Raw genomic sequence first — 23,987 nt, 5'->3', positions numbered from 1 at the left:
GTTCAGCCTCCGAGGCGGTGTGCAAGGTGGAGCAGATCTGCCAGGTGCAGCACGCGTCCGTCGAATCCTGGGAGGGGGACATGGAGCGGCTGGGTCCAGTGGGCGGGGATTGCCTCCAGGCCGTAGTACGCCCCGGCGAGGCCTCCGGTCACCGCGGCGACGGTGTCCGTGTCACCGCCGAGGTCGATCGCCGCGCGTATCGCTTCTTCGAAACTGGTGGTGGTGCGCAGGGCCCAGACGGCGGAGCCCAGGCAGGGCCAGACGGCGCCGTTGAACTCGGTCGCCTGATCGGGGTGCCAGCCGGGTGCGAGGACGGTGGCGTAGCGGCCGCGGTGGTCGGGGTGGACAAGAGCCAGGATGTCCGGGAGCAGTGTGAGGGGGTCGGTGTCCTCGAAGATCACGCGGATGAGTTCGTGGAAGATCGCGGTGCCTTCCCAGGCCGCGCGGTCGCCGTGGGTCAGGGCAGCGATGCGGCGGGCCGCGTCCATGGTGGCTGCCTGGCCTGCGGCTGCGAAGTGGACTGCGGAGGTCGATGCCCGCATCAAGGAGCCGTTTCCCGCTGCTCGTTGGTTGACCTGGAAATGAATCGCGGCGGCGAGATTCCAGGGCATGCCGTTGGTCAGGACGTCTTCGGTCTGCAGGCCGATGTCCTTCGGTTCTGATGCTGCCCACCGCTGGAATCGGGCGAAGATGTCCGGCAGTTCCAGTCCGCCCCGCTCCAGCAGCGACTCCGCGACCAGGACGGCCATTTGCGTGTCGTCGGTCGCCTCGCCGGGGTCCCAGCCACCACCTCCGCACATCTCGTCACCGGCACCAGGCGCGGGAAACCGCGCGGAGAACGCTCCCGGGGGTCCGAACTCGAAGGGGCCACCCAGCGCGTCACCCACCGCTGAGCCGACGATCACGCCAACGGCCCGCTCAATCCGCTTCATTCGCGCAGGCTATCTGTGCCGCGCAGACGGCCGTGGCCCTACTCCTCCTGCGGCTCCGCAACCGTAGTCAGCCGGCCGGGGGCCGTCGAGCAGACGACACCGCGTTGGTGCCTCGTGTCCGGGCAGCACCCGTAGGTGGGCGACGGCGGCGTCGAGAGCCGTCCGATGGCGGTGGAAAAGCGCCGATCACCGCCGTGATTTGTCCACCAGGTGCCCGCCGACCTCGGTCGCGAGGCCGCCCGTGTGAACGGTCAGCTGTGGCGGGGGAGCCAGACGGGGGCGCTGCTGCCGCGGGGGACCAGGATGTCGCGGAAGCGGCCCGGCGTCCGGGACATGAGCACCTGGTCGGTGACGCCCTGGTAGTGGCCGCAGGGGGTGTCGGCGGTGAAGGTGTCCGGGTCGAGGTAGGCGTGGGGGGAGTCGGGGTCGGGATTGAGGGCGGTTGCCCGTGCGTAGGTACGGTCGAAGACGCCGAGGCTGAGGATCCAGGCGGCGATGCGGGTGAGGTTGAGGGTGACGCGGTAGCTGCCGCCGTCGGTGGCGCGGCGCATCAGGGCGGCGAGCGCGCCGGTGGTGGCCAGCCAGGACAGGACGTAGTCGTTGACGACGCTGATGTAGGGCAGGCCGGGCGTGCTGGTCGGCCCGGCCGCGACACCGTCCTGGCCCTCCATCAGCATGATGCCGCTGAGCGCACCGGCGGTCTGGTCGAAGCCGACGCGGTGGGCCCAGGGGCCGGTCTCCCCGGCGAGCGAGAGGCTGACGTGGATGATGCCGGGGCGGATCGCCGCGGCCTGTTCGGCGCTCAGGCCGATCTTCTCCAGGTAGCCGGGGCGGCGGTTGGCGTAGAAGATGTCGGCGTCACCCAGCAGTTGGCGGATCTGCGCCTGCCCCGCGGGGCCGTAGGGATCGATGGTGGTGGAGCGGACGCCGACGTTGGCACTGTTGTACGTGGAGTCGTGCTCCAGCTCGTTGGGCCGCCAGACGTTCAGTACGTCCGCACCGTGCTGGGCTAGGTCGCGGCCGACACCGGCGCCCGCGATGATGTGCCCCATACCCAGGGCGCGTACGCCCGAGAGCGGCTGGTCAGCGGCGGGCGCAAGGGGTTCGGGTTCGCTGTCGCCGATCTTTTCGATCTTGATGAGCGGTTCCCGGGCAATGTGCTCGTAGGCCGGCTCCCTGAGGAACTCCTCGGTGGTTCGCAGCACGGGCATCACCACGCCGATCTCTTCGCCGGCCTGCTCCAGGTCGGAGGCGTTCCACGTGGCGACGGCGTCCGCGACGGCCTCCTTCTCGGGCCAGGTGCGCAGGAGCTTGTAGACGGCGTTCTTGATCTTCGGGTAGGGATTGAGCGGCATGACCCAGCGGCCGTCGCGTGCCTGGTAGAAGTCGAAGCCGAGCGGGTTGGCCGGGTCCGAGGGTGCGCCGCCCGGGTAGCCGTTGAGCAGCTCCCACTTCTTGTCGTAGAAGGGGCAGAGCCGGTGCGGGGCCTTGCGCAGGTCCATGGTGATGTCCTGACCTTCGCCGCCGCGTTGGCGCCAAAGAGCCGCCAGGGCAACGGACTTGGCGGTCATGCCCAGGGCGGGCACGGCGCCAAGACGCATGATGCTCGGGACGACCGGGTCGCTGCCGAGGAAACTGATCCTGCCGCCGCTGTCCTCGGGGTGGAGGTCGGCCGAGGCGAGGACCTCGCGCAGGGCCTGGTGGATGTCGAAGCCGTCGTCACCGGTGAGCGGGTGGGCGACGGCCTTCTGGATGCGGTCGGTGAGTTCTTCGGCGCTCATGGATACTGCCGCCTTTGCATCTGTGCAGGGTGAGGATGTCGGGACGGGCTCGCTGCGGGTAGCGGGCACACGCCGCGCCCCGGAGGGCGACTCGGGCGTCGGAGGTCTCGCCGTAGTCGCGTGTCAGGGCGATGTGCGTGGGCTCGCGGTCGGCGGGGGGTTCGCGCTCGGCCGGGGGTTCGCCGATGCTATCCCCAAGGCCCCGAAAAGAGATGGAATGCGCCATACGGCCCACTGGGTTGCTGCTCTCGGGCGTCGGGCGGCGAGGCGTAACCCAGATTGAGTTGTATTCTGCAACACAAGCGTAATGCCGGACTCCCGATGATGCAAAATGCAACTCGCGATGCGGGCGCGCACGAGAAAAGGACATTCACGTGGCCGATAACGACCGAGAACTGCCGGCACTCGTCCGCGAGCTGGTGACCCTCTCCCGGCGTTTCCGGACCAACGCCGAGCGGCTCCACCCGGACCTGAGCTTCGTCGAGTACTCCCTGCTGTCGGAGATGGCCGAACGGAACGGAGCCCGAGCGCGCGACCTGGTCGGCCTGTACGGCATCAACAAGTCCACGATCAGCCGCCAGGTCACCGCTCTGCAGCACGCGGGCCTGGTGGTACGTGAGGCCGACCCGGACAACGCCCGCATGCAGCTGCTGCACCCCAGCGACCGGGGCCGCGAACTCCTCGCCCACGCCGACGCCCTGATGCACCGCGAGGTGGCCACCCGTACCGAAGCCTGGCCCCCGGACGAGGTCAAGGCCCTGCGCGGCTTGCTCGCCCGCTACAACGCCGCTGCCTCCGCCGTCACCGAGGACGGCCGCACCTGACGCCAGCGCCGTCGCGGGACTCGAGTGGCACGCGGTTGTTCAGGGGTAAAGCACTCACGGTCGCCGCGTGAGAGACCCCGCGGCACTTGTGTGGCCCCATCGCATGCCGATCGCGGTCAACGGCTCCATCCGCTCCGGGGTGAGTATCGCGGACCTGTCGTACGACGCCCTGAACCGTGGCCGTACCGACGTGGCCGTACCGACGTGGCCGTACCGAGGTGGCCGTACCGAGGTGGCCGTACCGAGGTGGCCGTACCGACGTGGCCGGGCTGCGGGAGGCGCTGGCGATGTTGCCGTAGCCGAGGGCCGCGGAGGGGCCCTGGTCCTGGCCGTCGATGTCTCGGCGTGGCTGCGTCCCGACGCGCCGACCAGCTGGTGGCCGCCGCACGCGGCGACGAAGCCACCACAAGGACGCTGACCGACGAGATGCCCCTGTGGGCGACACCCCGCTGGGTCGGATTCTTCCTGTCGTGCGTCGCACACGCGAAGGCGCTGTCCGCGCTCGGGCAAGGCCGGTTCGAGGACGCCTACCGGCACGCGTCCGCCGTCACCCGAGCGGGAGAGCTCGCCTCTCACGTCCCTATGGCCCTGTTCGTCATCATGGATCTCGTCGAGGCCGCGGTCAGAACGGGCCGGACCTCAGAGGCGGCAGCCCATGTGAGGGCGGCAAAGAAGGCCGGCATCGCCGAGTTCTCGCCACGGCTCGCCATGATCGTGAAAGCGGCGGAGGCCGTCACCGCTGCCGACGATGACATGGCCAAGCTGTTTGAAGATGCGCTCACCGCACCCGGCGCCGACCGCTGGCCGTTCGAGTCCGCACGGGTCCAACTCGCCTACGGCGAATGCCTCCGACGGGCGAAAGCCACGACGGAAGCACGCGTACGCCTCGGTGCCACGCACGACACCTTCGCAAGGCTCGGCGCCCGCCCCTGGGCGGACCGGGCCGCGGGCGAACTGCGGGCAACCGGGCTGTCCATCGGCCATGGCGGAAACACCGGACCGGCGTCATTGACGCCACAGCAACGGGAGATCGCCCTGCTCGCGGCAGCCGACCTCACCAACAAACAGATCGGCGAACGCCTCTTCCTCTCCCCACGCACCGTCTCCACCCACCTGCACCAGGTCTTCTCCAAGCTGAGTGTGACCTCCCGTGCCGCACTGCGAGACGCACTGGCGCACGTGCCACCCACGTGGGGACTGCTCCGAAGCAACACTGTTGTTGCGCAGATGAGCCCGGGCAGCCGTTTGAACTGGCAATCCAAGCCATCAGGTCGAGCATCCGCCGCTCAAGGACTGGCGGGGTATCCGGGGGTATGGCCCCTCAACGTGCCTGTGTTGGTGAGGAGTTCGGGATCTCCTGCTATTCCAGGGTGGGGGTGGGGGGGCGGCTTCGGCGGCCTTGCCGGTAAGCATGCAGGGAGTGAGTCCCGTAATGGGCGATCAGAGACCGGATGAAGTCAGGAAACGTCGGCTGTCGTCCTCGCGTCGGTGAGCGGCAGGCGGACGCCTGCCGCTTTGATCGTCGCAATGAGGCGCCAGCCCCCGCTGGGCTTTGGTGAATCCACCCGGTGGGAGGGCCGGCTCGAGGGGCCACTGAACCAGCCGGGGTGATCATCGGGCAGCTCACGCGGCGGGCTCCGGCAGATAACCGAGGTGCTCGATGACCCGCTTGCGCAGGAGAAGGTACTCGTCCCAGCGGCGCAGAGGGCCCGGTGGGCGTTCGACGACACGGCCCTTGGTGACGCTCTGGCCCCTCTGGAACTGCTCGCGCGTCAGGTCCATTTCGATGCCGCCGGGCAGTCGGTTCCACATGTGGAAGCCGTGCTGGACCCCGTCCAGGTGCACCTCGCCAGCCATGAGGTCGCCACCGAAGATGTCGTTGACGATCAAGGCCGTGATGTCGCAGTGGCCCCAGGCCGGGTTCTCCGACTGCCAGCCGGCACGAGCAAGGTCGTCCGGTGAACAGGTGTCAGCCGCCCAGCTGGCACGCAAGGAGCGGTCAAGGTCGAGCAGGTTCCAAGGAATCATGCCGACAGCATCACAGCCGCCACTGACACCGAGGCCCCGCACGAACCCCCACCCGGGGGACGAAAAGTAGAGGGCAGGGAGATCAACTGTCTCCCCCCAAGAGACCCGGAAAGTCCGCTCACCCGGACGGCCCGCTGTCCGTGGACAGTTGCCCGAAGTCGGTGTGCTCGGGCACGGTGACGGAACTGCTGTCGAGCATCACGGGGGAGTCATGCGCAGCACGATCCGGTATGCCGTCGCCGTCGCCGCCGTCGTCGCCGTCCTCGCGGGTGAGATCGCCATCGCAGCCGGAACCGCCACCGCCGGGGACGATCCCTGGCCCAGGGGCAGCGTCGTCGCTCCGGCCGGCGAGGAGCCCTGGCCCCGGGGTGGTGGGGTGGCGCCCGCCTCCGGTCAGGACGGCGTCGTCGGCGCCTCCTACCAGGGCAATCCCCGTGGGTCGCCGCCACTGCCGGCACCGACGGCTACCAGGACAGTGCAGGCTGGCTGCCGGACTACCGATCAACGAGAACGTCGGCGCTCTAGGCGACGAACCGTGGCCCCGAGGCAGCGGGATCGCCCCGGCAGATGAGACCAGTCATGCGGTGGCCGAGGACGGCGGCGAACACCCCCGGGGCAAAAGCGCCACCCTCTTCGGCGAAGACCCCTGGCCCAAGGGCACCGGCTGACGTCAGGCTGGCCCGCAGCGTGCGTCAGCCTGGTGCTTCGAGGGGCGGCACCGCTGCCGACCTCCGGTCTGTGCGCAGCCTGGCGAACCGCACCCGGTGTCGCCACTCTCCCCGCTCCCGGGCGGTGTCGTCCTCGATCTATGCGACCAACTCGGGTTCCATCAGGACGACGTCGAGCGGCGTACACGATCACCACGAGGCGGTGAATCGGACGCCCGCCCACGTGTGGGCGCTGCCAGAGACGGCCGGGTTCGGCGTACTGCGGCGCCGACCACCCGCAGCGTACCGCCCTGGTCGAGGCGCCCCAGCACCAGGCTCCGGGGGGCGTTCTGGCGTTCCGGTAATGGCGCCGATGATGGCCTCCGTCGTATCCCGGCGGCGCACCTTGATCAGCGCTCGGGCCCCATGCAGGTAGCGCTGGCGACTGCCACGCACCACCAGGCCTTCCACGCCAGGCACTTCAGTCCACGTCGTGAAACCACACACGTGCGGTCACCGTGTCGGTCGTCTCGGAGGCGGAGCGTCCAGGGCGCAGCCAGCTGACGCTCGGCGAAAAGGCCCGCCAGCAGCTGGCAACGCTCGCTGTACGGAGTGGTGAGCAACTCGTGCCCGTCCGTTTGCAGGATGCAGGCCCAGCGAGCCGAGGCGGAACTTCTCCGGTGCGACTGAGGCCAGTCGGTGACCGGTGGCCAGTCCAGCTGGGTAGTCACGCGCAGCCCGAGTGTGGCGGCTCCCTCTGTGAAACCCGTTGATATGCCCCGGCTGGGTGCACAGTTCGGCCTGCAGGCGAGCGCCACGTCGCGGTGGCCCAGTGCGGCCAGGTGCGCGAGGGCGATGTAGACACCGCCGGCGTGGTCGGTGGACACGTATTCGCTGGGGTCACCGATGCCAGACGGCGCTCGTTCCAAAAGGACGTACGGCCGCGGAAGTTCACGCAACAGGCGGGTGCGTGTGGCAATGGCGGCGTCGGCGGGGCCCGGGTGCGTGATGAGCAATCCCTCCGCCTCTGCCAGGTGGTCGGCAAGACGGGCGAGCCGGTCCCAGCCGCGGTCGGCGTAGCCGGTGGTGTGCACGTCGATCGTCGTTCGGGTACGGGCTGCGGCCGCCTCGATGCCTGCGATCAAAGGCGGGAAGTACCAGTCGCGTTCAGGCAGCACAACCGCAATGCGCCGCCGCGCACCTGGTGGACGAGGCACTGGGCGCGCAAACGTGCCCACACCCTGGCGCCGCTCAACGCTCCCCTCGGCAGCGAGTACCTCCAAAGCACGCCGCACGGTGTTGACCGACAGGCCGTGGGTCGCAGCCAACTGCACCTCGGTCGGCAGTTTACTGCCGGGAGGCCAGGTGCCGCCCCGGATCCCGCGGCGCAACTCAGCAGCGAACTGGAGGCACTTGATCTGATCGCCGGTCGCCATGGACGCATTCTGGATGACGTGTGATCACCGGGACAGTGGGCGAAGCACTCCCACCCGTCACTGGGTGGTCGTCAGCCCCAGCCTTCCAGGTAGTGCAGGAGTCGCCGATCGAGCCCGACCACATCCACGCAGACGCGGCCTGGCAGTGCGTACATCGACAGGATCGGGTGGTCGCAGTTGCGCCCACGGCCGCCGCCAACGGGCCACCGCAGCCTCCGGAACGGAAGAGTCGCCGGGTACGCTCCTTCAGTCCGTGATCGAGAGGAGTTGCTGAGTGGCCCGGATAAGTGGACCCGTTCTGCGCACCCAGAGGCTTGTGATGGAGCCGATCCGCCGCAGGGACAGCGACGATCTCTTTGAGGCCGTAGTCAGTCAGGACAGCGTCATGCAATGGCTGGCGACCGGCCGGGCGGACAGCCGATCCGCGGCCAAGGCCATGTGCGACGACCACGTCGCCCACTGGGCCAGACACGGCTACGGCGACTTCGCGGTCAGGGATGCCGAAACGCACGCGTTCCTCGGCCGGGTGGGATTGCGTAATCGGGCCCAGCACGGAGTTGACCTCGGTTTCGCCCTCCACCCACGGGCCCAAGGCCGTGGAATCGCTGGCGAGGCAGGACGTGCGTGCCTGGACCTGGCGTTTCGCCGCCTGTCGCTCCCTGCCGTTTCCGCGTTCGTCCTGCCCGGCAATATGGCGTCGATCGCGGTACTGCGTCGCCTGGGTGCCCACCCTGACGGGACTGTCCAGTCCAGTGGCCTGCACTGTTTGCGCTACCGGTTCGAGCCCGCCGTCACGGCCGCTGCGGAGCATGTCGTGGATGACGGTTGCGCGGACCTCCAGCTGATCCATGCGCTGGGGCCCGGTTCTCCGGATGACACTGGCGTACTCCGCGATGGTCCGCCCGACCCCTTCGGGCTGAATGGGCCCGGTCTGGTGTGGGCTGACAAGCAGCACACCCTCACCGCTGTCGCCGAAGGCCGGCCGGTGGCTTCCGCGGGATGGCTGCTGCGAGACGTGGCTTTCGACGGATTGCCGCGCCGCGTTGCGGGGTTGGGCGGTGTGCTGGTGCACCCCGCCTATCGAGGCCAGGGCATCGCCCGGACGGTGATCAGCGTGGTGGTCGAACACGCGCGAGCGGCCGGCGCCGAGACGATGATTCTGCTCTGCCGCCCGGACCTGGTCCCGCTCTACACGCAGTTGGGATGGAGCCAGCTCTCCGTGCCCGTCACCATCCAGCAGCCCGACGGCGCACGGACCTCGCCACTGATCACCATGATCTACGACCTGGCCAGTCTGCCTCATCCAACCATCAGCGTGGACCTGCGGGGCCTGCCCTTCTGATGTGCTTGCCACGGCGGAGGTGCCACCATTGCGGCCCGGCCGGAAGGCGAGAAAGGGAGCGTGTACCCGCGCAGGACGCAAGGATCAGGGTCGGCGGTGGCAAAGCGTAACGAGTTTCTCGAGGAACACAGCCCTGATCAGCAGGTGTTGCTCCCGGTCTGGTCAGCGGATCCGGGGCAGGGCTTTGTCGGGGTGGGCTGCCTGGACGTAGCGAATGGCGGTACTGGGGTGGATGCCGAACAGGCGGATCAGATGAACAGGGTCGGCGCTGGTACGGGCCTCGTCCAAAACGCGGTCGGTCCACAACCGCCGCGGGTTGGGAGAGACGGGCCAGCGGCGAGTCCGTTCGCTGAGCCAGTCGGTCAACAAGCTGAGGGTGAGGCGATCGAGGTAGAGGGTGTGGGCGTGCTCGCCTCTGCGGTTGGTGAGAGTGCCGCGCGGGGCGGCATAGTCGCTCAGGAGAAGACGGCGAATTTCTGCGCCTTTCGTGGCGTGAATGCAGACCAGGGCAACAGCCAAGCGGCCCACGGCGGTCGGGATGCGGTCCAGTAGGCCGCTGAGCTGATCGCTGGGCACGTTGGCCGGGGGCCGGACGGGCGTGGTCAGGGACAGGCCCGCCATCGGATTGCGGAATATGAGCCGCTCCTGTTTCAGAGCCCTGAAGATGCTGAGCATGACGTGATGGATGCCGCGGGCCTTGGTGCCGTAATGACGGCCGAGTTCGACGCGCACCTGGTCGGCGGTGACCTCGCGCAGGCTTCCACTGGTGGCGGACCAGGTGTGCACGACAGGCCAGGTGATGTAGAGGTAGCGCCGGATGCGGCGCCAGCCCACCGCTGGGTGCCGGTAGCAGGCCTCTCCACGCATGACCCGCACCCAGGCGGCCATCTCGGAGGCCAGAGGCTCGGAAAGGCGGGCGATGCGTGCCCGCACGGCGGCTTCCTGCACGGCCTCCCGGGCCGCAGGGGACCGGCGCCCTTCCGGCGGTGCCACCACGGCAGGCCGGGGCAGCCCCAGAGGTCCGGCCGGCAGCGCCTCCAGGTCACCGGTCAGGAGTCCGTGGCCGTCGAGGAAACTGGTCGGCTTGGCCACCGTGTACGGCCCGTGGCCGCGGGCCGCGGCCACGGCATGAATGTCGCTCTCCCGCACGGGAACCTCCGCGCCCAACCAGCTCAGCAGGCAGCCGAGCATCTCCCGCGCCCGCAATTCCGAAGTGGACAGCAGCCGGATTCCCTGGCCGGTGTGCTGGGTGCGGAAAGCGTCCAGCAGGGCAGCGGCCCGCTGGGTCGGCTCCGGCAGCAGTCGAGGATCGACATGACACGCTCGAATTGCGGTGCGTCACCTGCTTGTCCGGCGGTGACTACGAAGGCGATCGGGCGGCATCGGCCGTCGGCGGCCAGGTGGACTTTCGTGCTCAGCCCGCCGCGGGATCGGCCGAGAGCGTGGTCGTCCGGCTCACCGGCCGGAGCCCCCTTTTCGCTGCACCGGCGGCGTGTTGGCGGGCGCGGACGGCCGTGGAATCGACGCTGACCAGCCAGTCCAGATCGCCGTCCGCGTCCGCGCGGGCCTGCAAAGCGACGAGGACGCGGCGCCAGGTGGCATCGCGGGCCCAACGGGTGAACCGGTCAGACACCGTCTGCCGGGGAGGGCACTCGTCCGGCAAGTCACGCCAGGCGAGGTTGTTGCGGTACTTGTACGCCCACCGCGTCGATCACCCGCCGGTGATCCGTCCACCGCCCGTCCCGACGAGGCGTCCGGTCCGGTAGTAGCGGCTCGATCAGTCTCCAATGGCCATCGCTCAGGCCCCGCGAGCACCCACACCACATCAAAACGACCGTCTGATCCACAAGAGGCGGCCTAGTCGTGTGCGGTGGTGACGAGCTTCCAGCCGGTGCCGGTGCACCCCTGGTGCGGGGGAGGGAAGCGGTGGCCGCGTACGTCGGTGCTGTACCGGTCGTGGTTCTCGCACTCGCACTCGTAGATCCCTGACTCGGGGACGATCTCACCGGGCTTGAAGATCTGCTCGCCCTGTTCGTCGATGTTGTTCATACATCCGGTCTAAGGGGTCGCGCGCGCTCTCGCGACCCGGGCGACGCCGGTCAGGCGGCGGCCGGATGCCTCCACCGCAGCCTGGAGACGTGGATGCGCCGACAGTCGTGCACCGGCAGTTCCCGTCGGGCGGCCGGGGGGAGGGGGTCGTGTTTTTCGATGTGCCGTGCGGCGAACGGCCCGGCCAGGGGGCAAAGGCCGTGGAGCATAGTCGAGTTGGGATGAGGCACAGGAGGTGCCGGATCGAAACTCCCCTCTTCCGGCACACTGCAATCGAGCTACTCACCGGCCCCTCCCACCCCACCACGCCGGGGCCATCAGATCGCAACGCATCGGCGTGAAACAGTGCCGAACAGTCAGTGAGAGGTCGTTCTCCCCGGATGTTTCATACTGTGATGCGGTTTTGACCCGGAGATGTCGCGTCATGCCAGGGAACAGTGTTCTCGCCGGTGAGGCGGCGGGCCATGAGATCGGTCATGAGCGCTTGAGTGGCAGTTTCTCAGTCCTGGCGAGACTGGATGCCCCCATGCGGCTGGCTGCCGTGTTGGCAGGCTTCGTCGGGCCTGAGAGCGACGGGCGTTCCTGAGTTCCGGAGATACCCGGTCCGCGCGCTACGCGGGAGGGAGCGGCCTCCTGGCATCGTCCGTGAAGAGGTGCCGGACGGGGGCCGCCCCTGCGCCGACGGGAATGGCCCCCGTCCGACACGTCATGGACGAGCAGATCTCAGTGCTTGTTGTTCACCCGTTCATGATGCGCCTCGGGCGAACTCCAGTTCCATCGTCCGGGTGATCACCCGGCGAGGCACACAGAGAAGAACGGGCGATGTCACCTGTGGTGTCCCGGTGCTCCATTCGCCTTGGGTACACGGCCCAGCGTCGGCCGTAGGACCGGTGCATGGCGGGCCAAGAAGTCCCACAGCTGGTCGGCGACCGGTCCGTGTGGGTGGTCGCGCCGACGAGCTGCCGAGAGTTCTTCGACCACACCGGGAAAGTGCCGTCCGGCGATGGAAAGAAGGCTTCCGTCACGCAACTCGGTCTCGATCATGAATCGCGGCACGTGTCCCCACGCCATGCCGTGCAAGATCAGCTCCTTCTTCATGAGGTGGTCCGGAACAGAGCTCCGGGGCGCCGCGCCTTCGACCAGGAAATGGCCTTGTTCCGACGGATGCCGCGCCGAGTCACGGACCACGCATTGGGTGAAGGCCTGCATCCGCTGCGGTGTGATGTCGGCGTCCGGAGGGAAGGGCAGAAAACCGGGTGCCACGACGGGCACCAGCGCGACGCGGCCGAGATCGATCCACTCCATGCGCACGTCGCTCTTGGGGACGCGGTGCACGATGAGGTCGGCTTCGTCCTCCAGCAGCCGCTCCCAGGGGCCGGTGACCGTCTCGAACTGCAGGTGCAGTCGTGTCTGTGGGCACTGCGCGAAGAAGCGGCTGAGCATTTCCAACACCGGTGGAAGTGGGCACAAATCCCCGAGCACCACGCGCAGTTCGGCTTCTTCGCCCATCGCCAACTGCGCGGCGTAGGTCTGCAGCTCCTCGGCCTCGTGCAGCAGGAAGCGCACTTTGCGGTGGAAGGCGTGCCCCGCCTCGGTGAGCTGAACCCGATAGCCCGAGCGATCCAGCAGGTCCAGGCCCAGCTGGCGTTCCAACTTGGCGACTGCTGCGAATACCGAAGGGTGCGAGCGGTGCAGCCGCTCGGCGGCGGCCTGGAAGCCGCCGTCGAGCACAACGGCGTTGAAGCACTGCAACTCGTGGAGCGTGAAGTTCGACATTATCCAGAAAACCTACAGTGCTCTTCCAATCTTTGTAATAGAAGTCTGCAGATGGTGTTCGTAGGCTGAGCGCATAGCCGCTAGATCACTGGAGCTGACATGCCTTCTCAGACCCGTACTGCGATCACCACCGGCGATGGCGTCCGCATCGCCTACCGCTTCGACGGTGACGAGAACAAGCCGGTGCTGCTGCTCTCGAACTCCATCGGTACCGACCTCCACATGTGGGATGGCCAGGTGTCGGCTCTGACGGATCACTTCCGGCTGCTGCGCTACGACGCGCGCGGCCACGGCGCCTCTGATGTCCCGACGGGCCCGTACTCCCTGGACCGGCTGGGGCGCGACGTGGTGGAGCTGCTGGATGCCCTGGGCCTGCAGCGGGTGCACGTGCTGGGCCTGTCTCTGGGCGGAATCGTCGCGCAGTGGTTGGGGATCCACGTTCCGGAGCGCGTCGACCGCCTGGTGCTCTCCAACACCGCCGCCTACCTCGGCCCGGCGAATCAGTGGGATCGACCGATCGCCGAACTGCTGGAAGCCCCCGACATGCAGGTCACTGCGGAGAGGTTCCTGCACAACTGGTTCCCGGCCCGAATGCTGGGAGGCGACGACGAGGTGGTCGAGGGCTTCCGCCGCACCCTGCTCGCCACGCAACGCGAGGGCGTGGCCGGGAGCTGGGCTGCGGTGCGCGACTACGACCTGCGCCGCACGGCCACACTCATCCCCAACCCGACACTGGTCATCGCGGGCGAGCACGACACCGTCACGTCCGCCGACCACGGGAAGGAGCTCGCCGCGACCGTCCCTGGCGCGCGGTTCACCGTCCTGCCCACAGTGCACATGGCGAACGTCGAAGGGGAGGCGGAGTTCCTGGGTGCCGTGGTGGCCTTCCTCACAGAACAGTCTTGACGGCTACTGCCTCGTTTCTAGTGCTGTGACCGGCAACTCTAGTGCTGTGACCGGCAACGTTCACCGAGTCGCGCGACCATCGGTCGCATAAGGAAACCCGGGAAGGGTTGCCGGTTCCCGCACTACCTGCCCAGGTGACCCCAGCCGCCCTGAAGGGGGAGCCCCTGCTCACGCGTTCCTACCGTGAGCGGCTGGAAGCTCTGCGTTCTCTGTTCGCCTCCAGGGTGCTCGGTCCGCTGTGGATGCTGGTGTTGGACGCGCCCACCTCGCTCCTGCTCGGACGCTACATCCGAGAGCACCGTCTTCGGCTCATCGCCCGTACGACGCCCATGTCGGCCGCCGCTCGCCGCGAGCTCGCGGGCCGGCTCATGCCGGGGGGCTTGGAGCATCCGTGGAGTGGAATCCGGTCCAGCACGGGTTGGGGGACCCGTGGGGACTTGGTCTTTCAGATAGTGCAGCCCGATGCCGTCGCTGAGTTCCGGGCCGGCACCGCCGTGGACCGGGGCAGATACCGGCGCCCGCTACGGTTCCTGCGCATCCGAACCGACCCGAGCCCCACCGGCCTTGCAGGGTGCGGCGAGTCGGACAGCCACCCGGGAAAGGCGTGCTCTTCCAGGCAGCCCGCATCGGGCGGGCGCTAACGGCCGGGAAGATGGCCTGGAACGCCGACAGGTTCCACGATGGGCATCGGATGTTGAGTCCGGGACGGCTTGGCTCGCCCGCATCAACGCTCAGGGCCCCAAACCCGTCTGCTCCAGCTCCAGCTGCGTCTGGGGCAGACGGTGCAGCTTCGGCAAGGGCTGCTGTGAGTTTCGCTTTTGCGCCCCTCGCCCAGGTCAGGCGCCCAGGGGGCCTGCTCGGACCCGCTGGGAGCACAAGCGGTTGTGTCGGCTCGAAGGCCGGGCTGAGGTGGTCGCCGCAGCCGGCGCGGCGACCAGGGAGCCGCCCAGGTCTTGCCGGCAAGAGCCCCGTGCTCAGCGACGCCTTTTCGGCACCACCTGCCCCGAACAGTCCGTGGGGCAAGGCCTGTTGACGCAAATTCGTCCTGTTTGGCGGCATCTGCGGCCACTAATATCGGCGTTCGTCAGATGCGACACCCAAAGAAACATGCCTGCACCGAAGCATCAGACCACGGCACCTCGTATGCCGTGGAACGGAAAAGGGGGAATCTTGAGAAGGGCTTTCACGATCATCCTCTCCGCGCTGGCCGCGGTCCTGCTCACGGCCGCCACAGTGAGCGCGGCACCCGCCGGCTCGGGCGGGGACTTCGGAGTCACCGAGGCACCCAAGGGACCGACGAAGACCTGCGTGGACACCGCGCACGAACGCAATCTCGCATCCTGGGCCTGCATGGGCTCGGACCTGATCGTCAACGGCAAGGTCGAACACCTCGCCAAGGACAACAAGCAGATGCGGCCGGTGGTCTCCACTGACCAGGCGGCCCCGACCGATGAGTGGTGCGAGCCGTACGGCGTGTGCACGCGCATCATCAACGACTACACCAGCGAAACCAAGGCGAACATCTGGTACGGCTACGGCGATGAGAACGTCGGAACTTTCGACGCGACGCTGAGGAACAACCTCAACGGTCGCCAGGCTCGCCTGACCACCAGCCTGCAGCTCGACGGGGGTCCGTCGCTGTACTTCCCCAGCATCACCACCCAGTGCTGGGAAGAGATCGCCTGGTGGCCCGACACCGCCTGTGGCACCAAGAACATGGGCGGCGCTTTCCTGCCCGACGAGTTCTCGTCCTGGAGTGACGGCCCGACCGGAGGAAACCGGCTGGACAACTCCAACGAGTACTACCACAGCCTCGGCGCCACGTTCCGGCCCACCGGATACCCGCCGCAAGGCGGCATCCTGTTCGAGACCCCCTACTTCTACTGCTGGGGCGACGACCCCTGCTACGTAGAGGAGTGACCTTCTTGTAAGGTCCCAAAGCCCCTTCTCCGTCAGCAAAACCCGGGGGAGGGGCATTACCGTTCTCGAGGAAGCACAACCGTGATGCCAGCCGCTTACACCTGGACAGATTTCCCCGCTCTCGCGGTCCCCGATCCCCGTTCCCTGCTCGCCGGCCCCGGCCTCGCCACCCTCCTCCACGAGGGCCGCGAGTTCCAGCAAGTCGGCGACTCCGGCTGGCACATGACCGCCTGCTGGTATGCGGGCCCCCGTCATGCACTACGGGTGCGCGACGAGCCGGGCTGGCACACCGTCCACACCCGCGTCACAGGTGCCGGTCCGGAAAGCAGCCGCGAAGTGTCGCGCACCGAAGCGGACCAGGACATCATCGAAGACGCAGCGAACAGCTTCCTCGCCGAAGCAGGCCTCCCGGCCCGCCCCCAGGGGTTCGCCTGGTTCCTCGAAGTGCCCGCACGTTGCCCACTGGATGAACTGTGGCGTGCCATCACCGAGGGGGAGCGGGAGCTGGCTTCCCACGCCCCGCGCGCCCACGAAACCGCTGCAGTCATCGGGACGGCCGTGCGCCATTTCTACAATCTCCCTCGCGGGCTGTAGAGGCTCTCAGTCGAGGCTGTGTTCTTCCCGCCCCTTCACTGCCCATCGCCCCCGCTCCTTGCGGCGGGTTCGCCGGCGGCCGAGCGTCGGCATTCGAAGTCTGCCGTCGGCAGGGCGGTTGCAAGTTCCGGGATCGCGTAGACCATCCTCAGCACACCGGAAGTTGACGGTGCGACAGAACGGGCATGGCACGGGCGTCAGTGATCACCGTGGGTTTCCAAGCCAGCGGATCACCAAGAGGTCCCGAGCCCGCAGCGTCACCTCCCGGTCATCCTCCCCGGTCCCCGCCGTCCTGGCCTAACTCGGCCCTCGACGATCCCGACATCGACCACCTCCGCCACCTGCAGCGCATCCCCGACCCGCGCTCACGACGAGGAGGCTGGTACCCGCTGGTCAGCGTCCTGCTGATCTGCGCGTGCGCGGTCGTCTCCGGCGCCCGCACCATCACCGAGATCGCCGAGTGGGGCCAGCGCGCCTCGCACGGGCTGCTGGACCGGTTCGGTATCCGCCGCCATCTGCCCGGCCGGCGTGCCGCCCCTCGCACGCCACCCTTGACCGCATCCTGTCCCGCCTCGACGGCGATGCGGAGCGGCGGGTTGTCCCAGGAACTCCGTGAGGCGTCAGCCCTGGGCCGTGGGGCGGACGACGATGTCGCCGACGTCGACGTTCGAGGGCTGCTCGATCGCGAAGGCGATAGCGCGGGCGATGTCGTCGGGGGCGAGGGAGAAGTCGACCGTCGGGGCCTGCGACTTGACGGTGGGGCTGGTGATCGAGTCGGCGAACTCCGTCCCGACGTAGCCGGGCGAGACCATGGTGATCCGCAGGTCGGGCCCGGCTTCCTGGCGCAGTCCCTCCGTAAGGGTGCGGACTGCGTTCTTCGTCGCCGCGTAGACAGCCTGGTTCGGCACGATGCGCAGCCCGGCGGTCGAGACGACGTTGACGAACTGCCCCTTGCGTTGCTCGCGGAAGACGGGGAGTGCTGCGGCGATCCCGTACAGCACGCCGCGGAAGTTGACGTCGATCATCTGGTCCCAGTCCTCGACGCGTAGCTCGTCGAACGGGGAGATGGGGCCGACCCCGGCGTTGTTGACGAGGACGTCGAGCGCGCCGTAGCGCTCGCGGGCGCACGCCACCAGGTCCGCGAGGTCGCCGCGGCGACGCACGTCCGTCGCCGTCCAGGCGACGGTGCCGCCCTTGGCCTCGATGCGGGCGGCGAGCGCTTCCAGCCGGTCGCTGCGACGCGCTCCGAGGACGAGCTTCGCACCGCGCGAGGCCAGCAGCAGTGCGCTCGCCTCGCCGATCCCGCTGCCCGCGCCTGTGATGGCTATCACTTTGCCGTCGATCCCTGTCACGTGCGGCCTCCAGCACTAGAAGTAAGAGGGCTATCACTTCTAAAGTAAGAGGTCTCTTACTTCTGGTCAAGGCAGGTGGGTCGAGTGGTCGAGGCCGCAGTCGGGGCGGGCATTGAGCGTCCCGCCCGGGGACAGCTCCGCTCGGCGCTGATCGCCGAGAGCTTCGCGCTGCTCTCCGAGAAGGGGATGGCCGGCTTCTCCGTCGCCGAACTCGCCCGCAGGCTCAAGGTGAGCACCGCCGCCCCGTACCGCCACTTCCGCAACCGGGAGGCGCTGCTCGCCGTCGTCGCGGCACAGGCCGCCGACGAGCTCACCCGCGCCATGGAGACCGCCGCGCAGACGGCCGGCCCCGACCCGATCAACCGGCTCGCGGCCACCGCGGGGGCATACGTGCGCCATGTGTCCGACCGCGGCGCCGGCCTTGACGTGATCTTCGCCCGGGAGCTGAGGCCGCTGCGCGACGCCGACCTGGCCGGGGCCGGCCGCGGCCTGATGACGCTGCTGCTCGACCTCGCACGGCGGGCGGGCCACACCGATCCTTCTCGGGCGCTGCTCCTGCTCGAACAGCTCTTCTGCCTGGCCCACGGCTACATCACCCTGGACGCGGAGGACTTCCTGACCCGCTCCCGCCTTTCCCCCGAGGATGTCGCCACCCGCGCCACGCAAGCGGCCACGGCGCTGCTGCGCGGCAACGCGACGTGAGTACCGGCCGGAAGCTGCGGTGACCACCATTCGCCGAGCGCCTTCTGACGGTTCGCCGCGTTCCAGGCAGGCGGGCAAATCGGCGCCGCTGCGGAACCTGGCGGTCGGGCGCCTGAAGTCGCTCGGCGCGATGAATGCCGCCCCGACCGCTGTTCGCTGCTTGCTACTTCGGCTTGCTACTTCGGCTTGCTACGAGGCCCTGGTCGTCCTGCCTGAGAAACCATGCCCGCGTGCTGCTGGCCATCGCCCCAGACCCCAGGGCGTCCGGTGTCGTCAGCGATGTGGCTGTGGTGCCGAGTCGAGGCGCAGGTACTGGCAGAGAGCCGTCCGCGTCGGCAGGCAGCGTAGTTGCCCTACCTGCCGGGGTAGTCGGCCATCTTCGCCGGACCGCTCGTAGGGAAGACCAGGTCAGGTCTGGGGCCCTACGATGCCGTCCGCTCGCAGCCCGCCCACCCGCCCACGTCCTGGAAGTAGACGACCCAACTCGCCGTGCGATTCCCGTAGTCGCCACACCTCGACATGCGAGCCCATCAGTCCCGAGGCCGGATCACTTGCGAAGTCGAGAACGGTACTCGCCCGGGGCCGTGCCTCGGGCACGTCTGAAGGCACGGCTGAAAGCGTGCGGAGAGCCGTATCCGACCGCGCCGGAGATCGACTCGACGGGCTCGTCGGTATCGCGGAGTCGGACAGACGCCAGGTCGAGACGCCACTGCGTCACGTACGCGCCCGGCGTCTGTCCGAGGGCGGACCGGAAACGCCTGGACAGCGTCGCCCGGGAGACGCTCGTCGCGGCGGCCAGGGTCTCCGTGGTCCAGGGGTGTCCCGGTTGGGCGTGGACGCATGCCAGCGCGTCGCGCACGACCGGATCCCGCATCGCTCCCAGCCATGAGCCGGACTGCTCCTGCGGGTGGCGGGCCAGCCAGGCGCGTACGAACTGGACGAGCAGAAGGTCGACGATGCTGTTGATGGCGGCGGTGGTGCCGAGCTGCGGCTGTGCGAGTTCAGCAGCGAGAAGTTCGACGGTCCTTCTGAGCTGCGCGTTCTCCTGTGCTGTGACGTGCATCGGTCGCGCGAGGGAGGTAAGCACCGGGGTGCGCACCTCCGGGTCCTGCTCGTAGTGCAGGACGATCACTTCCGTCTGCGCCGGCGCCGAGCCCAGCCGCATGGCCCGTCCATCGCCGAAAGCCCGGGCCGCCGCCTCACGGTCGCAGGAACCCATCGTCACGCCGGCGCCGCCGGCTATCCCGTGTGCGGTGCCCGGCGACACCAGGACGGCGTCTCCGGCCTGTACCGGAAGAGGTTTCTCGCCCGGGACGTGGAGCCACATGGTGCCGCGGGACACTACGTGCAGTGCCGCTCCTGGAGAGGAGTCCAGCCACAGGCCCCAAGTTCCTCCGGCCTTCAGCATGACCCCGAGCGCCCCACGAGCACCCGAAACACGCAAGACCTCCGCCAGCACATCCATGGGTTCCATTCTCGTCCACCGCCGCGCACCGCCCGCCGACGGCCGACGGCACATGTGTCCTCGTCCACAGCGTCAGGCCACGTCAAGAACGACCTTTCCGTGCACCTTTCGCGCGAACAGCGCCTGGACGGCGTCGTCCACGCCCTGCCAGTCGCCTCGTAGTCCGACCGGCGCCGAGAGCCTCCCGGCGGCTATGAGGCCCAGCAGGTCCGTCAGCTCCCCGGCGGTCGGCGTCATATTGCCGTAGGTGGCGATGCTGCGGGGCTCACCGAAGCCGAACAAAGCCCCTGACGGGAACGTGGTTTCCTGCCCCGAGGAGTAACCGACCAGGTGGAGGGTGCCGCCCTCGGCGAGGGAACTCCACGCCTGGGCCACCAGCGGCCCGCCGACCGTGTCCAGGACGAGGTCGAACCGGTCCCCGGTCTCGGCCAGGTCGGTCAGGATCTTGTCGGCCCCGAGTTCACGGAGTCCGGCCGCCCGCTCCGGCGAACCGACGAGTGCCGTCACCCGAGCGCCCGCCAGCGCCGCCAGTTGGACGGCGAAATGCCCCACGCCCCCGCTGGCGCCGGTGATCAGAACGTTGCGCGCCAGCAGGGAACGCTTGCGCAGCACCCGGAGTGCGGTGACTCCGGCGATCCCCAGCGCGGCGGCGTCGGCCAGATCCACGCCCTCGGGGACGGTGCCGAGCGAAGCGGGGCTGACTGCCATCCGCTCCGCCCACGCGTGCGGAACCATGCCCACTGCGACGCGCGTACCTTCGGGCGGCCCCGAGCCGTCGGATGCGGCGCGCACCACGACGCCGGCCGCATCGTGACCGTGCACAGCGCCGGCTGGCCACTGGTGCACGTAGTTCAGCTCTCCGAAGTTGAGACCGATGTGCCGTATTTCCACCAGCGCCTCACCGGTGGACGGTACGGGCTCATCGACATCGGCGAACCGGATGGGTCCGGCCTCACTGTGATCGACCACAAGGGCGCGCATAAGGGGTGTGTTTCCTTCTCTCGTAGGTGCGCCTGAACACTCGGCGCTGCAGCAGATCGAGTGCGCAAATGCCGCACTGCCGTCTTCTTGGAACCCTTTCGCAGGACCGGGACAGCGACCAGACCCGTGAGAATCGTTGAGTTGACGATCTGTGTCAGTGCGACTCGCTGCGCGTCGAGCCCCGCATCCGTCCGGTGGATGACGCCCGGTGGATCACCGTGTTCTGGAGACACCTGCACCGCGTCGGCGTCCCGTTCGGCGAAATGGCGCCTGGGACACGCCCGTCAACAGGTCCCGAAGAACGGGAGCGTGGCACAGATCGCGGATGCGGCAGCCGCCCTGCTCAAAAGCACCCACGACGGCCCCCTGGACGAGAAGGCCCCCGGCCAAACGGTTCCGGCGGGATCGCCGGATTGCCGCCCGCACCCGGGCGACCGCGCCAGGCCGCGAGATCCCCGATCCGCCGGCCGACAGCGAACCGATGGATGAGGACACGGACGCCTCGTTGGCAGAGGTAATCCCGCTGTGCCTGCTCCACCCGCCGGCCGGCCCCTGGAGGCGCCCGTGACCATCTCCGAACCGACGGCCCGGCACAGCGAATTGCGGGAGGACGACGTCGAGGCCAATCAGCAGCTGAACACCCTCGCGGGGTGGCGGAGATTCGTTGGCGGTGTCAGCACGAGCAGACTCGTCGACATCCGACCCAGTCGACCCGGGTCAGGTGGCTGCACACGACTGACTTCGCCGTCAAAGGACGACTGTCTCCCTTGTCATCTGTGAGATCTCAGAGCCGCGGCCAAAGCTCACGTCGACTGTCCACCCGACGGCCAACTGGCCACGAACCGGTCGCGATCCTTATCCGAACCTGGCCGCAAGCTGGTCGTTGGTATCACTGCTTCGTAGGTGGGCGAGAGCGAGCAGGGCCTGCTGTCCTGCAGTCAGGCGCGCTGCCGCCGGCTACCGATCTCTCGTCGCCGGGAGACGAGTTCGCGGCTCAGGTGGCGCAGATGTGCGGTGGACAGATCGATCGCATTCCACTGGCAAGGGGACGATCAGCACAGTCAGGTCGGGAGTCCTGGTCATCCGGCTTCGTACATGATCACCCGTCCACGTTCGGGGCGCCCCCTCCCGGGGCGATCAGTCCCGTCTCGTAGGCGAAGACGACGGCCTGGACACGGTCGCGCAGGTCCAGCTTGGACAGGATGCGGCCGACGTGGCTCTTGATCGTGGTCGGACTGAGATGGAGCCGGGAGGCGAGTTCGGCGTTGCTGAGGCCCGTCGCGAGCAGGCGCAGTACCTCGAGTTCACGCGGGGTCAGGGTGGCCAGGTCACGGTGCGGGGCGATGGTCTGTGGTTCGTCGTGCTTGGCGAAGCGTTCTATCAGTCGGCGGGTGATCGTGGGTGCGAGGAGGGCATCGCCGGACTGCACCAGGTGTAGGGCGGCTACCAGGTGTTCCGGGGAGACGTCCTTGAGCAGGAAGCCGCTGGCGCCGGCCGTGAGTGCGGCGTAGACGTAGTGATCGAGGTCGTATGTGGTGAGGATGATGACCCGGGTCTCCTGCAGATCGTCACTGCCGAGGATGCGCCGGGTGGCCTCGATACCGTCCATCTCCGGCATCCGGATGTCCATGAGGACGACGTCAGGCCGTGTGCGACGGACCGCCGCGACAGCCTTGGCCCCGTCAGCCGCCTCAGCGTTCACCTCGATGCCGTCCGCGGCCAGAATCATCTTGAAGCCGGTGCGCACGAGGGCCTGGTCGTCCGCGATGACCACGCGCAGCGGCGACCTGTCCGCCGTCATGCCGCGCTCCGCGGGATACGGGCCGTGACCCGGTAGCCGCCGGCGGGTGTCGGCCCGGCCGTCAGCTCGCCTTCATAGACGGCTAGTCGCTCACGCAGTCCCAGGTGGCCACGGCCGTTGCTCTCCACCGGAGGGGAGCCCTTCGCACCGCCGGTGTCCGTGACCTCGATCTGCAGATCGGTGTCGGTGTGGCCGATGGAGAGGGTCGCCTCCGCGCCGCGTGCGTGTTTGATGGTGTTGGTCAGCGCTTCCTGCACGACGCGGTACGCCGCGAGGTCCACGCCTGGTGGCAGTGGTTGCGACGGCAGCGACAGCTCGACACTCAGGGGCGTCCCGGCAGCGCGGACTCGCGCGACCAGCGCGTCGAGCTGCGCCAGCCCGGGCTGAGGCTCCAGGCCGTCGGGCTTCTCCTGGTCCGTGGCTGCCAACAGGCCCATCACATGGCGCAGTTCTGCCATAGCAGCCCGGCCGCCTGCCTCGACGGCCAGCAAAGCTTCCTTGGATTGCTCCGGCATCACGTCCATCACTTTGCGTGCCGCGCCCGCCTGGATCACCATCACGCTCACATTGTGCGTGACGACGTCATGCAGTTCGGCGGCGATGCGGGCACGCTCCTCCTCAACGGCCCGCCGCGTGGCCTGCTCCTGAGCCTCTTGCAGTTCGGTGACTCGGTCCCTGCTGGACGCAAGGCGTAGTTGCAGGAAACGGACGAAGCTGGCCAGCATCCCGGCCACCAGCAGCACGAAACCCGGGCTGGACCATCCTGGGACCACAGGATCCGCGTGGCGGAAGGCGAAACCGGACAGTACGGCGGCGGTCACCAGGCCGGCGATCGCCATGATCCGGTAGCGGCTGTGCACGACGGCGCTGTACGCGGCGACGACGCAGGAAAGGACGGTGATCCAGGAGGCGGAGCCGCCGATGGCCAGGCTCGCGCCCAGCACTGTTGCGAAGACGGCCAGCGGGTAGCGGCGCCGGAGTACGAGCGGCAGCGTCGACACGAGGACCAGGGCCCAGGGCACAGGGGGAAGGTCTTCCTCCACGGGTGCCTGATCAGGGCCGGGGGGCGGCGGGGCCGGGATCCCGGTGCCGACGTCGATCTTGGGTGGGTTGATGGTCACCGGCCCGTCGCCGGGGTAGCGCATCGCGACGTACAGAGCGGCGAGGGTCAGGACGATCGCCAGCGCCACATCGGCGCGTACCGCTCGTCTGGACAGGCGGGCAGCTTTCGCCTCGGGGCACAGGGCGTCGAGGAGCTGTCGCTGCCTTGCGCGCCAGTCTTCCGTATCCATCCGCACATTGTGCTGGCTTCTGCACCGGCCCACGTCCGCCTGACTGACCAGGGCACCGTCCTTGGGTCCTCGTCCTCAGGTAGGAGTCTGCGGCCGGTTCGTCCGAGAGAACGGGTCGATATTGGTTCCACGGCCGACGCGCCCCGCCGGTAGCGGCGC

The 23,987-nt window shown here is 68.5% G+C and carries 20 protein-coding genes and 3 pseudogenes; 9 read left to right on the top strand and 14 right to left on the bottom strand.

Annotated features, from left to right (window positions below):
* Positions 1 to 2 precede the first annotated feature (2 nt).
* Complete coding sequence (locus tag ACZ5WE_RS06955) at positions 3 to 932, bottom strand: ADP-ribosylglycohydrolase family protein (protein ID WP_467685017.1); 930 nt, start codon at positions 930 to 932, stop codon at positions 3 to 5.
* A gap of 251 nt (positions 933 to 1,183) precedes the next feature.
* A complete protein-coding gene (locus tag ACZ5WE_RS06950; RefSeq protein WP_467685018.1) occupies positions 1,184 to 2,713 on the bottom strand; it encodes a CoA transferase in 1,530 nt (509 codons plus the stop codon).
* Between the two features lie 374 nt (positions 2,714 to 3,087).
* Between ACZ5WE_RS06950 and ACZ5WE_RS06945 the strand changes: the two genes are divergently transcribed.
* The 3 genes from ACZ5WE_RS06945 (at position 3,088) to ACZ5WE_RS06935 (ending at position 4,992) form a co-directional block, all read left to right on the top strand.
* Positions 3,088 to 3,537, top strand: coding sequence for a MarR family winged helix-turn-helix transcriptional regulator (locus ACZ5WE_RS06945; protein WP_467685020.1), 450 nt, complete (start codon positions 3,088 to 3,090; stop codon positions 3,535 to 3,537).
* Positions 3,538 to 3,604: 67 nt separating this feature from the next.
* Complete coding sequence (locus tag ACZ5WE_RS06940; protein ID WP_467685210.1) at positions 3,605 to 3,955, top strand: hypothetical protein; 351 nt, start codon at positions 3,605 to 3,607, stop codon at positions 3,953 to 3,955.
* On the top strand, positions 3,913 to 4,992 hold the full coding sequence (locus tag ACZ5WE_RS06935; protein ID WP_467685022.1) for a helix-turn-helix transcriptional regulator: 1,080 nt from the start codon (positions 3,913 to 3,915) through the stop codon (positions 4,990 to 4,992). Before ACZ5WE_RS06940 ends, ACZ5WE_RS06935 begins: the two co-directional genes overlap by 43 nt.
* Positions 4,993 to 5,160: 168 nt before the next feature.
* Here ACZ5WE_RS06935 and ACZ5WE_RS06930 read toward each other — a convergent pair whose 3' ends face one another.
* Together ACZ5WE_RS06930 and ACZ5WE_RS06925 are read right to left on the bottom strand one after the other, a co-directional pair.
* The gene (locus ACZ5WE_RS06930; protein WP_467685024.1) at positions 5,161 to 5,565 is read right to left on the bottom strand and encodes a YunG family protein; all 405 of its coding nucleotides are present in this window, start codon (positions 5,563 to 5,565) and stop codon (positions 5,161 to 5,163) included.
* 1,057 nt (positions 5,566 to 6,622) lie between these two features.
* The gene (locus tag ACZ5WE_RS06925) at positions 6,623 to 7,648 is read right to left on the bottom strand and encodes a GntR family transcriptional regulator (protein ID WP_467685026.1); all 1,026 of its coding nucleotides are present in this window, start codon (positions 7,646 to 7,648) and stop codon (positions 6,623 to 6,625) included.
* A 319-nt stretch (positions 7,649 to 7,967) separates the two neighbouring features.
* On the opposite strand from ACZ5WE_RS06925, the gene ACZ5WE_RS06920 reads away from it, so the two are divergent.
* On the top strand, positions 7,968 to 8,990 hold the full coding sequence (locus tag ACZ5WE_RS06920) for a GNAT family N-acetyltransferase (protein ID WP_467685204.1): 1,023 nt from the start codon (positions 7,968 to 7,970) through the stop codon (positions 8,988 to 8,990).
* Positions 8,991 to 9,152: 162 nt separating this feature from the next.
* On the opposite strand, the gene ACZ5WE_RS06915 is transcribed toward ACZ5WE_RS06920, so the two are convergent.
* The 4 genes and pseudogenes from ACZ5WE_RS06915 to ACZ5WE_RS06900 all read right to left on the bottom strand — a co-directional run bounded on the left by ACZ5WE_RS06915 (position 9,153) and on the right by ACZ5WE_RS06900 (position 12,815).
* Positions 9,153 to 10,139: a hypothetical protein gene (locus ACZ5WE_RS06915; RefSeq protein WP_469157281.1), complete on the bottom strand. Its 987-nt coding sequence runs from the start codon at positions 10,137 to 10,139 to the stop codon at positions 9,153 to 9,155.
* Between the two features lie 161 nt (positions 10,140 to 10,300).
* A pseudogene (locus ACZ5WE_RS06910) lies at positions 10,301 to 10,816 on the bottom strand (IS5 family transposase); the annotation flags it as partial.
* A 31-nt stretch (positions 10,817 to 10,847) separates the two neighbouring features.
* Positions 10,848 to 11,039 carry a hypothetical protein gene (locus ACZ5WE_RS06905; RefSeq protein WP_467685028.1) on the bottom strand — a complete coding sequence of 64 codons (192 nt, stop codon included), beginning with the start codon at positions 11,037 to 11,039 and terminating at the stop codon, positions 10,848 to 10,850.
* A gap of 825 nt (positions 11,040 to 11,864) precedes the next feature.
* Positions 11,865 to 12,815 carry a LysR family transcriptional regulator gene (locus tag ACZ5WE_RS06900; protein WP_467685030.1) on the bottom strand — a complete coding sequence of 317 codons (951 nt, stop codon included), beginning with the start codon at positions 12,813 to 12,815 and terminating at the stop codon, positions 11,865 to 11,867.
* 99 nt (positions 12,816 to 12,914) lie between these two features.
* Here ACZ5WE_RS06900 and ACZ5WE_RS06895 point away from each other — a divergent pair, with 99 nt between their 5' ends.
* The 4 genes and pseudogenes from ACZ5WE_RS06895 to ACZ5WE_RS06880 all read left to right on the top strand — a co-directional run.
* A complete protein-coding gene (locus tag ACZ5WE_RS06895) occupies positions 12,915 to 13,721 on the top strand; it encodes an alpha/beta fold hydrolase (RefSeq protein ID WP_467685032.1) in 807 nt (268 codons plus the stop codon).
* A 1,170-nt stretch (positions 13,722 to 14,891) separates the two neighbouring features.
* Positions 14,892 to 15,641, top strand: a complete 750-nt coding sequence (locus ACZ5WE_RS06890) for a hypothetical protein (RefSeq protein ID WP_467685034.1) — start codon at positions 14,892 to 14,894, stop codon at positions 15,639 to 15,641.
* A gap of 84 nt (positions 15,642 to 15,725) precedes the next feature.
* The gene (locus ACZ5WE_RS06885) at positions 15,726 to 16,235 is read left to right on the top strand and encodes a DUF5956 family protein (RefSeq protein WP_467685036.1); all 510 of its coding nucleotides are present in this window, start codon (positions 15,726 to 15,728) and stop codon (positions 16,233 to 16,235) included.
* Positions 16,236 to 16,420: 185 nt separating this feature from the next.
* Positions 16,421 to 16,750, top strand: a pseudogene (locus ACZ5WE_RS06880) (transposase family protein); the annotation flags it as partial.
* 105 nt (positions 16,751 to 16,855) lie between these two features.
* Here ACZ5WE_RS06880 and ACZ5WE_RS06875 read toward each other — a convergent pair.
* Entirely contained in the window at positions 16,856 to 17,587 is a 732-nt protein-coding gene (locus ACZ5WE_RS06875; RefSeq protein WP_467685038.1) for an SDR family oxidoreductase, read from the bottom strand.
* Positions 17,588 to 17,671: 84 nt separating this feature from the next.
* Here ACZ5WE_RS06875 and ACZ5WE_RS06870 point away from each other — a divergent pair, with 84 nt between their 5' ends.
* Positions 17,672 to 18,289 carry a TetR/AcrR family transcriptional regulator gene (locus ACZ5WE_RS06870; RefSeq protein WP_467685040.1) on the top strand — a complete coding sequence of 206 codons (618 nt, stop codon included), beginning with the start codon at positions 17,672 to 17,674 and terminating at the stop codon, positions 18,287 to 18,289.
* A gap of 547 nt (positions 18,290 to 18,836) precedes the next feature.
* Here ACZ5WE_RS06870 and ACZ5WE_RS06865 read toward each other — a convergent pair.
* The 5 genes and pseudogenes from ACZ5WE_RS06865 to ACZ5WE_RS06845 form a co-directional block, all read right to left on the bottom strand.
* Positions 18,837 to 19,754 (bottom strand): AraC family transcriptional regulator, encoded by a 918-nt coding sequence (locus ACZ5WE_RS06865; RefSeq protein ID WP_467685042.1) that lies wholly within the window; start codon positions 19,752 to 19,754, stop codon positions 18,837 to 18,839.
* 72 nt (positions 19,755 to 19,826) lie between these two features.
* Complete coding sequence (locus tag ACZ5WE_RS06860) at positions 19,827 to 20,735, bottom strand: zinc-binding dehydrogenase (RefSeq protein ID WP_467685043.1); 909 nt, start codon at positions 20,733 to 20,735, stop codon at positions 19,827 to 19,829.
* A gap of 858 nt (positions 20,736 to 21,593) precedes the next feature.
* Positions 21,594 to 21,763 (bottom strand): annotated as a pseudogene (locus ACZ5WE_RS06855) (transposase family protein); the annotation flags it as partial.
* 71 nt (positions 21,764 to 21,834) lie between these two features.
* Positions 21,835 to 22,536, bottom strand: coding sequence for a response regulator (locus ACZ5WE_RS06850; RefSeq protein ID WP_467685044.1), 702 nt, complete (start codon positions 22,534 to 22,536; stop codon positions 21,835 to 21,837).
* On the bottom strand, positions 22,533 to 23,828 hold the full coding sequence (locus tag ACZ5WE_RS06845) for a sensor histidine kinase (RefSeq protein WP_467685046.1): 1,296 nt from the start codon (positions 23,826 to 23,828) through the stop codon (positions 22,533 to 22,535). The genes ACZ5WE_RS06850 and ACZ5WE_RS06845 overlap by 4 nt, the downstream gene beginning before the upstream one ends.
* Positions 23,829 to 23,987 lie beyond the last annotated feature (159 nt).

The organism is Streptomyces sp. NPDC033180, from assembly GCF_055577645.1.
Note: the sequence above shows the minus strand (reverse complement) of the source record. Positions and strands in the feature narration are given on the sequence as shown.

Coding starts and splice junctions, on each gene's coding strand:
- ACZ5WE_RS06955 (WP_467685017.1), bottom strand. CDS start 932: ATGAAGCGGATTGAGCGGGCCGTTGGCGTGATCGTCGGCTCAGCGGTG.
- ACZ5WE_RS06950 (WP_467685018.1), bottom strand. CDS start 2,713: ATGAGCGCCGAAGAACTCACCGACCGCATCCAGAAGGCCGTCGCCCAC.
- ACZ5WE_RS06930 (WP_467685024.1), bottom strand. CDS start 5,565: ATGATTCCTTGGAACCTGCTCGACCTTGACCGCTCCTTGCGTGCCAGC.
- ACZ5WE_RS06925 (WP_467685026.1), bottom strand. CDS start 7,648: ATGGCGACCGGCGATCAGATCAAGTGCCTCCAGTTCGCTGCTGAGTTG.
- ACZ5WE_RS06920 (WP_467685204.1), top strand. CDS start 7,968: ATGGAGCCGATCCGCCGCAGGGACAGCGACGATCTCTTTGAGGCCGTA.
- ACZ5WE_RS06905 (WP_467685028.1), bottom strand. CDS start 11,039: ATGAACAACATCGACGAACAGGGCGAGCAGATCTTCAAGCCCGGTGAG.
- ACZ5WE_RS06900 (WP_467685030.1), bottom strand. CDS start 12,815: ATGTCGAACTTCACGCTCCACGAGTTGCAGTGCTTCAACGCCGTTGTG.
- ACZ5WE_RS06895 (WP_467685032.1), top strand. CDS start 12,915: ATGCCTTCTCAGACCCGTACTGCGATCACCACCGGCGATGGCGTCCGC.
- ACZ5WE_RS06885 (WP_467685036.1), top strand. CDS start 15,726: ATGCCAGCCGCTTACACCTGGACAGATTTCCCCGCTCTCGCGGTCCCC.
- ACZ5WE_RS06865 (WP_467685042.1), bottom strand. CDS start 19,754: ATGGATGTGCTGGCGGAGGTCTTGCGTGTTTCGGGTGCTCGTGGGGCG.
- ACZ5WE_RS06860 (WP_467685043.1), bottom strand. CDS start 20,735: ATGCGCGCCCTTGTGGTCGATCACAGTGAGGCCGGACCCATCCGGTTC.
- ACZ5WE_RS06850 (WP_467685044.1), bottom strand. CDS start 22,536: ATGACGGCGGACAGGTCGCCGCTGCGCGTGGTCATCGCGGACGACCAG.
- ACZ5WE_RS06845 (WP_467685046.1), bottom strand. CDS start 23,828: ATGGATACGGAAGACTGGCGCGCAAGGCAGCGACAGCTCCTCGACGCC.